This window comes from Emticicia sp. (assembly GCF_043780375.1).
GTDB lineage: Bacteria > Bacteroidota > Bacteroidia > Cytophagales > Spirosomataceae > Emticicia.
Genome location: NZ_JAYWCU010000120.1, coordinates 109,133 through 118,260, shown reverse-complemented (window position 1 = coordinate 118,260; position 9,128 = coordinate 109,133). Strand labels below are relative to the sequence as shown.

The 9,128-nt window shown below is 37.9% G+C and carries 7 protein-coding genes; 5 read left to right on the top strand and 2 right to left on the bottom strand.

Annotated elements, in window-relative coordinates:
- Positions 1-103: 103 nt before the first annotated feature.
- Positions 104-784, bottom strand: a complete 681-nt coding sequence (locus ACH2CJ_RS09660) for an RloB family protein (protein ID WP_394992428.1) — start codon at positions 782-784, stop codon at positions 104-106.
- On the bottom strand, positions 784-1,989 hold the full coding sequence (locus ACH2CJ_RS09655) for an ATP/GTP-binding protein (RefSeq protein WP_394992426.1): 1,206 nt from the start codon (positions 1,987-1,989) through the stop codon (positions 784-786). The genes ACH2CJ_RS09660 and ACH2CJ_RS09655 overlap by 1 nt, the downstream gene beginning before the upstream one ends.
- A 410-nt stretch (positions 1,990-2,399) precedes the next feature.
- Between ACH2CJ_RS09655 and rplK the strand changes: the two genes are divergently transcribed.
- The 5 genes from rplK (at position 2,400) to rpoB (ending at position 9,061) form a co-directional block, all read left to right on the top strand.
- Entirely contained in the window at positions 2,400-2,837 is a 438-nt protein-coding gene (rplK, locus tag ACH2CJ_RS09650) for a 50S ribosomal protein L11 (protein ID WP_394992424.1), read from the top strand.
- Between the two features lie 186 nt (positions 2,838-3,023).
- Positions 3,024-3,722: a 50S ribosomal protein L1 gene (rplA, locus tag ACH2CJ_RS09645; protein ID WP_394992422.1), complete on the top strand. Its 699-nt coding sequence runs from the start codon at positions 3,024-3,026 to the stop codon at positions 3,720-3,722.
- Positions 3,723-3,724: 2 nt separating this feature from the next.
- The gene (gene rplJ / locus ACH2CJ_RS09640) at positions 3,725-4,258 is read left to right on the top strand and encodes a 50S ribosomal protein L10 (RefSeq protein WP_394992420.1); all 534 of its coding nucleotides are present in this window, start codon (positions 3,725-3,727) and stop codon (positions 4,256-4,258) included.
- 98 nt (positions 4,259-4,356) lie between these two features.
- Positions 4,357-4,734 (top strand): 50S ribosomal protein L7/L12, encoded by a 378-nt coding sequence (gene rplL, locus ACH2CJ_RS09635; protein WP_394992419.1) that lies wholly within the window; start codon positions 4,357-4,359, stop codon positions 4,732-4,734.
- A 469-nt stretch (positions 4,735-5,203) separates the two neighbouring features.
- On the top strand, positions 5,204-9,061 hold the full coding sequence (gene rpoB / locus ACH2CJ_RS09630) for a DNA-directed RNA polymerase subunit beta (protein WP_394992417.1): 3,858 nt from the start codon (positions 5,204-5,206) through the stop codon (positions 9,059-9,061).
- Positions 9,062-9,128: the final 67 nt, after the last annotated feature.

Genomic DNA, 9,128 nt, shown 5'->3' with positions numbered 1-9,128 from the left:
TTTCAACCGTAGCGGTGCTATGCTTTCAAAATTCCCTCAATTTTCGCTTGAAAATCTACTATTTTTCAATCATAAAACACTTTCGCAGGAAGTCTATTGATGTTTACCTTCGTAAATTCTTTCTCAATTCTTGCACAAGTTTATAAACAGTTGTGCAAGGATTCTGTTGGTGAAACTCTTTATCGTTATGAGAATTATGCAGTTTTTCGGCATTTTTGAGGGCAGTTTCAAGCTGATTTTCAAATCTTGAATATAAACTTTTTGCAAAATCTTTCCCTTTACCATCTTTTTCATAGTTGATAGTCAGCCATTTTGAGAGTTTTTCATAATATTGTTTTCGGTAGAGTGCCGATTGTTGATACTCTCGATGAAGAATAAACCATAACTCAAAACAATCATTTGAATAGGCACATTTTATGCCTTTTTCGTTGGCAAGTTTTATTGCTTTATTATAATCAGCATCGCCTTTTTTGCCGTCAGAATACCTCACATCTCTGTCGAAAACTACCCAAACTTGTTGGTCTGGGTCAATTTCTTTTTGTTTTCCCATCAATTCTATTGCTTTTTCGACCAAAGAAACGCCCGACCTCGACAAGCCAATTGCGTTTGCCTGGGGCATAATTGGAAATGAATTAAAATATTCGGGTTCAGTATTTGCACCTTCACAATAAATGAGGAAAGTATTTCGGATAGCAATATTTCTTGCTGGTCGAGCGGCAATTAGTCTTTTATTCCATGCTTTGGTTCTATCGCTTGGCTTGAAAGTATTTGACTGTTTTTCCATTATTCAAAAATGTTATTTAGATTTTTGATAAAAGGAATTGCCCCATATTTGCCTTTGATATAATCTTTTTCAAGCGAAGAATCATTTCTCACGCCTTTGATTTCATTAAGCGAATAAATAGCTGTTTCACCTCTTTGATTCTTTTCGGCAAAATAAATTTGGTCACGGCGAAGTAAATCATTGTCTAAAAGATTGGTGTCATGCGTAACGAAACATAATTGAGCAGATTTGTTTTTTTCGGAATTAAACAACTTTACAATTGCTTTTGTCAGCGAAGTATGAAATCTTTCATCAAATTGGTCGATGATGATTGTACCGCCAGATTTCATTAAATTTACGAATGTCCCACTATAATAAAACATCTTCTTTGTACCATCTGATGCTTCGTCATCAAAGTCAAAATTCACTAAGCCTTCTTCTTGCTCATTTTCGTTAAATAGTTTTCTTTGAGAAATAATTTGATTCACTTCTTTTTCGTAATTATACTCTAAATTTATATCAAAAATTTCGGCATCGGCTATTTTTAGAATTTCTAATAAACGATACTTATCTTTTTTGTCTTGAATAACTTGATAAGAAGCATCTCTTAGTATTTTTTTAGTTGCCATATCAAAACCTTGTACTATTAATATTTTAGTAAAATAAATACAAATAGTTTCAGCAATTTTTCCATTAAACTCATAAACAACATTCAAAAAAAGGTTATCTTCTCTTGTTTTAGATTCTAAGCCAATTCCCTCTTTAAATCTTTCTTTATTAATATATATATTCTTGTTTTCTCTCGTAAAATACTCAACTTCATTCTTATTAGCAGTTCCGAAAAGCCATTCTGACATGATTTTTCCTTTCAGGTAAACAAATCCGTAGCGATAAGTTCTTCCTTCAAGTATGAACACAATTTGAAAAAAAGAACCTTCTTTTCGTGTAGAAGTGTTCAATTTGAAAGGTTGAATATGCTCATCAAACCTCCTTCTATCTTCAAACGTAGCTTTAATAAAACTTATCATTGCCCACATTGCCTTCACCAAATTACTTTTTCCGCTACCATTTGCCCCATAAATACAGGTTGATTTCAGCAAACGAATTTTATCCGTTGCATCAAAGACATTTGTCTTTTCATGTTCGTTCATTGCAGTAGCCAAAAAGCTCAGCGTCTGCAAATCTTTAATTGAACGAAAATTACTTACACTAAATTCGATTAGCATTTTATTTGTTTTTGTGATTTTTTCACGAATTTTATAAAAACATCGCCAAATATGAGAAAATAATTTATAATTGTGGTTTTTAATTTGAGTATTATTGGTTGCTTTCGATGTTTCGGTGTCTTCAACTACGCTCAGACAGCGAAGTAAAACATTTCCTACACAATAGTTGCATTTACAAAACAAAAACGCTAATTTTGCAGTCCGATTTTCGATAGGTGTGCAAACATCAATCGCTGCGGCAGAAATTTTGCTTTAGCCTTGACGGCATTCGTGCCGTCGCTTCCCCTGGCTAATGGCAGAGTTTCTGAACTAAATCAACGGAAATGATTAATAATTAGGCAAGGTTGTTACCCTCGTTTTTATTTGAAAATCAAATCTAATTTTACATTCCTTTAAAAATCTGAAAGACAATGGCGAAAGACATCGCAGGTTATGTGAAACTTCAGGTAAAAGGCGGTCAAGCAAACCCATCGCCACCAATCGGTCCGGCGTTAGGTTCAAAAGGCTTGAACATCATGGAATTTTGTAAGCAGTTCAACGCTCGTACCCAAGACAAAGTGGGTATGGTAGTGCCAGTGGTAATTACTTATTTCACTGACAAATCGTTTGAATTTCAACTCAAAACTCCTCCCGCTGCTATCATGTTGTTGGAAGCAGCCAAAGTAAAGACAGGCTCTACCGAACCAAATCGTAAGAAAGTTGGAACGGTTACTTGGGATCAAGTGAAAACTATCGCTGAAACCAAAATGCCCGACTTAAATTGCTTTACTGTTGACTCAGCAATGAAGATGATTGCCGGTACTGCCCAAAACATGGGTATCACCATCACAGGCAACGCACCGTTTTAATTGTGAATGATGAATAAGTAAATGAGCCAATAAAGCAAGTTTACTATTATCAATCACCTATTTATTCACTGGGAGTTAGAAGTTTTGTGGAATCGAAGGAGCTTTGCAGAAAGATTAGAAATAATCAATTATTCAAAGTTCAGTCATTTTACAATTATATTCTGACGCTAAAACCAAATCAAGCCAATGGCAAAATTAACAAAAAAGAGAAAAGAAGCGAACGCTAAGTTTGACGCCACAAAAGAATATTCGCTTGAACAAGCGGCTACTGTTTTGAAAGATGTTGCTTATACAAAGTTCGATTCATCGGTGGACGTTCACGTTCGTCTTGGGGTTGACCCTCGTAAAGCTGACCAAATGGTTCGTGGTGTTGTGGCATTACCACATGGAACAGGTAAAACTGTACGTGTTTTGGTGCTTTGTACGCCAGATAAAGAAGCAGATGCGAAAGCAGCGGGTGCCGACCACGTAGGTTTGGATGATTATATCAAACAAATCGAACAAGGCTGGACAGACATTGACGTTATCATCACGATGCCAACCGTAATGGCGAAATTAGGTAGATTAGGTAAAATTCTCGGACCTCGTGGATTGATGCCAAACCCTAAATCTGGTACGGTTACATTAGATGTAGCAACGGCAGTGAAAGAAGTGAAAGCAGGTAAAATCGACTTTAAAGTTGATAAAACTGGTATCATTCATGCTTCCATTGGTAAAATCTCGTTCTCACCAGAGAAGTTGGCAGAAAATGCCATCGAATTGATTCAAACTTTGTTGAAGTTGAAACCATCGTCGGCAAAAGGCACGTACGTGAAAACTATTTCACTTGCAAGCACAATGGGTCCTGGTATTCAAATCGACAAAACCACCATTAATGGATTGTAATCATGACAAAAGAAGAAAAAGGAGTAATAATTGAGGAACTTGCTGGTAAGTTTGCAGTTACGCCTTACTTCTATATCACTGATGCAAGTGGCTTAAACGTTGCTAAGACCAACGATTTACGTCGCTTATGTTTCGAACGTGGTATTGAGTATCGTGTAATTAAAAACACTTTGATTCAGAAAGCACTCGAAAGACAAGATACTGATTATACATCATTTGATGACACAGTATTGAAAGGTTTTTCAGGTGTGATGTTTCATACAGAGAATGGCAAAGTAGCTGCCAAACTTATTAAGGATTTCCTTAAAGCAAACAAAAATAGCATCAAACTAAAAGGTGCATCAATTGATTCAAGCATTTTCATCGGACACGACCAATTGGATACGTTGCTCACGTTGAAATCTAAGCAAGAATTGGTTGGCGAAATCATTGGTTTGTTGCAGTCACCTGCCAAGAATGTTATTTCTGGGCTACAAAGCGGTGGCAAAAAATTGGCTGGAATTCTTCAAACTCTTTCAGAGAGAGAAGCAGCCTAAACAATTATCAGTTAACAGTCATCAATTGGCAGTTTTCGGTTAATAATTAAAATTTTTATCATTTATTTTTGTAAAAAAACACTTTAAAATCTATAAAAATGGCAGATTTAAAAGCATTCGCTGAACAGTTAGTAAACTTAACTGTAAAAGAAGTAAACGAATTAGCAACAATATTGAAAGATGAGTATGGTATCGAGCCTGCTGCTGCTGCTGCAGTTGTAGTTGCTGGTCCTGCTGGTGAGGCTGCTGAAGCTCCAGTTGAGAAAACTGCTTTCGACGTAATCTTGAAGGCTGCTGGCCCGAACAAATTACAAGTAGTTAAATTGGTGAAAGATTTGACAGGTCTTGGCTTGAAAGAAGCTAAAGATTTAGTTGATACTGCTCCAAAAGCTATTAAAGAAGGTGTAGCTAAAGACGAAGCTGAAGGCTTACGTAAGTCTTTGGAAGAAGCTGGTGCTGAAGTAGAAGTAAAATAAGTTTTGCTTTTAGTGAGATGCCACATGTTCGGTATCCGATTTTCATAAGAAATACCTCATTTGTTTATTCAAATGAGGTATTTCTGTTTAACTTTAATTGACTCCAATTTTCAAATAACATATTCGCCCCTAAAGAAAATTTAACTATTCAATACCTTTAATATTCTTGATATACAAAAAACTATAATAAACTATTGTTTTTATCGTTTTTATTGTGTAATTTCGCACCTCATTTATCAATACCCCTTAAAAATACGCATTTCATTAATAGGATTTTTGTCCGATACACTTCTGTTTCCGTAGGGCAGTTGAACAGGGACGATGATTCGCTTCACTACGATAATATAGTTAGATATTCGAGATTAGATGTTTGAGGTTCGGGTCTTAACGATTTCGAGTTTTATACCCAAACATCGAAAAACGAGCATTCAGCATCGTAAACAATTTTTCACTTAAAACTTTTCAAACCTTGAATCTGACAGAAACCGGTAGAAAAAGTTTCGCAACGATTAAAGCAGTCGTTGATTATCCAGACTTTTTGGATATTCAGGTAACCTCATTTCAGGATTTTTTCCAAATTGAGACTCCTGCCGAAAGCCGTAAAATGGAAGGGCTTTACAATGTATTTGCCGAAAACTTCCCCATCGCCGATTCACGCGAAAACTACGTATTAGAGTTTGTTGATTACACAATTGACCCACCAAAATACTCAGTAGATGAGTGTATTGACCGTGGTTTAACTTACGCTGTGCCTTTAAAAGCAAAATTGCGTTTGATTTGTAACGACACCGACAACGAAGATTTCGAGACAATCGAGCAAGAAGTATTTTTAGGTAACATTCCGTACATGAACGGACGTGGCTCTTTTGTAATAAACGGAGCAGAGCGTGTAATCGTGTCGCAATTGCACCGCTCGCCAGGCGTGTTCTTCTCTATGAGCAAGCATACAAATGGTACAAAATTGTACTCAGCTCGTGTAATCCCGATGAAAGGTTCGTGGATTGAATTCTCGACTGACGTAAACAATGTCATGTATGCCTACATCGACCGTAAGAAAAAATTCCCTGTAACAACATTGCTTCGTGCGATAGGTTTTGGGTCTGACAAAGACATCTTAAACCTTTTTGGCCTTTCGGAAGAAATTCCAGGAACAAAAGAAGCTTTGAAAAAAGCAATCGGTCGTCGTTTGGCTGCTCGTGTACTTCGTACTTGGACAGAAGACTTCGTAGATGAAGATACGGGTGAGGTAGTTTCTATCGACCGTAACGAAGTTATATTGGAGCGTGATTCGGTCATTTCAGAAAATGATATTGATACTATTCTAAATACAGAGCAGAAATCAATCATTCTTCATAAAGAAGATGCTAACGTTTCAGAATTCAACATTATATATAATACGTTACAACGTGATAGCTCAAACTCTGAAAAAGAAGCGGTTGAGCAAATCTATCGTCAGTTGCGTAACACCGAAGCACCCGACGAAGCAACAGCCCGTGAGATTATTCAAGGATTGTTCTTCTCCGAAAAACGTTATGATTTAGGAGAGGTAGGTCGCTACCGTGTAAACACAAAATTAAGTTTGACTACACCACTTGAAACTGGTGTTTTGACAACCCAAGATATTGTCGAAATCGTTAAGTTCCTTATTCAGCTTATCAACTCAAAAGCAGTTGTTGATGATATTGACCACTTATCAAATCGTCGTGTGCGTACAGTAGGAGAGCAACTTTACTCACAATTTGGTGTAGGTTTGGCTCGTATGGCTCGTACAATCAAAGAGCGTATGAACGTTCGTGATAACGAAGATTTCAAGCCTGTAGATTTGATTAATGCCCGTACACTATCGTCGGTAATCAATTCATTCTTTGGTACAAACCAATTATCACAGTTTATGGACCAAACCAATCCATTGGCAGAAATTACGCACAAGCGTCGTTTGTCAGCTCTTGGACCAGGGGGATTGAGTCGTGAGCGTGCAGGTTTCGAGGTTCGTGACGTACACTATACGCACTACGGTCGTTTGTGTACAATCGAAACTCCTGAGGGACCAAATATCGGTTTGATTTCGTCACTTTGTACATTTGCCAAAATCAATGGTATGGGCTTTATCGAAACGCCATACGTAAAAATTGAAAATGGTAAATTGACAAAAGAGTTGGTTTACTTAACTGCTGAAGAAGAGGATGGTAAAAACATCGCTATGGCAACAGCACACGTAGATGAGGAAGGGAATTTCTTGGTTGATGCACTGAAATGTCGTTACGAAGGTGATTTCCCGATGAAAGCTCCAGAATCAATCGACTTCATGGACGTTGCCTCAAACCAAATCGTTTCCGTGGCAGCATCTATGATTCCTTTTATTGAACATGATGATGCCAACCGTGCCTTGATGGGTTCAAACATGCAACGTCAGGCTGTGCCTTTGTTGCGTCCAGAAGCTCCAATCGTAGGTACAGGTTTGGAAGGTCGTTTAGCTCGTGATTCACGTACTTTGGTGGTTGCAGCATCAGATGGTGTAATTGAATATGTAGATGCTAACGTTATCAAGGTTCGTTATGACTGGACAAAAGAGCAATCTTTAGTAAGTTTTGACTCTAATCTTACTTCTTATGAACTAATCAAACACCGTCGTACGAACCAAGATACTTGTATCAACATTCGTCCGATAGTATTGAAAGGAGATTCAGTCAAAAAAGGTCAAATATTAGTAGAAGGATATGCCACACAAGGCGGTGAATTAGCTCTTGGACGTAATCTTTTGGTTGCCTTCATGCCTTGGCAAGGATATAACTTTGAGGATGCGATTGTAATTTCGGAAAGAGTTGTGCGTGAAGATATTTTCACTTCTATTCACATCGAAGAATACGAACTCGAAGTACGTGATACTAAACGTGGCGAAGAAGAACTAACGGCTGAGATTCCAAACGTTTCGGAAGAAACAGTGAAGAACCTTGACGAAAATGGCATTGTTCGCACAGGTACACGTGTAAAAGAAGGAGATATTTTGATTGGTAAGATTACTCCAAAAGGAGAATCAGACCCAACTCCAGAAGAAAAATTATTACGTGCTATCTTTGGAGACAAAGCTGGTGACGTGAAAGATGCTTCGAAAAAAGCACCACCATCAATGGACGGTGTAATTATCGACACAAAACTTTTCTCTCGCCCAACCAAAGAAGAACGCTCTAAGCACAAAGAAGAACTAAAAGTGTTAATGAAAAAACACGGAAGAGGTCTTTTGGAACTTCGTGAGTTGATGATTGATAAAATGACTGAACTCCTTGACGGAAAAACAACCGTTGGAGTAAAGCATAAATTTGGAGATGAGTTAATCTCGAAAGGTGTTAAATTCAATCGTTCAAATATTGCCAATAATTTATTTCCCGATAAGAATAATTATGTTGATGAAAGCCAATATAATGTACCAGAAGAAGTAAACCTTTTGGGAGATATAATTCTTGACGGTTGGACAGAAGACACTGCATTCAATAAATTGATTGTAGCACTTTGCAAAAACTACTTGGCTCGTCGTGGCGAAGTAATTGGTCGCTTCAAACGTGAGCGTTTTGTATTGGAAGTGGGTGATGAGTTGCCAGCAGGTATCGTGAAATTAGCCAAAGTTTATATCGCCAAAAAACGTAAGTTGAAAGTAGGTGATAAGATGGCGGGTCGTCACGGAAACAAAGGAGTTGTTGCACGTATTGTTCGTGATGAAGACATGCCATTTACGGCAGAAGGTCAGCCAATGGACATCGTGTTGAACCCACTTGGTGTACCTTCACGTATGAATATCGGTCAGCTTTATGAAGTTGTATTAGGTCTTGCGGGTAGAAAATTAGGGCGTAAATATGCCACTCCAATCTTCGACGGTGCTACTGAAGCAGAAGTAACAGCCGAATTGGAAGAAGCAGGTTTGCCGCCTTACGGTCGTTCGCAACTATACAATGGTTTAACTGGCGAGCCTTTCGACCAAAAAGTAACCGTAGGTATCATGTATATGATGAAACTTGGTCACTTGGTTGATGATAAAATGCACGCTCGTTCAATCGGGCCATACTCACTCATTACGCAACAACCATTGGGTGGAAAAGCTCAGTTTGGGGGCCAGCGTTTCGGAGAGATGGAGGTTTGGGCATTGGAAGCATTCGGTGCAGCACATATCTTGCAAGAAATATTAACTGTAAAATCGGATGATGTAATAGGTCGTGCAAAAGCCTACGAAGCCATCGTAAAAGGGGAGAATTTGCCAAAACCAAATATCCCAGAATCATTCAATGTATTGGTTCACGAATTACGTGGATTGGCATTGGAGATTACTTTGCAGTAAAAAAATACAAAGGTGTGTTTTTCTAAGGAATCACACACCTTAAAATGAGCATATCATTTTCACATCA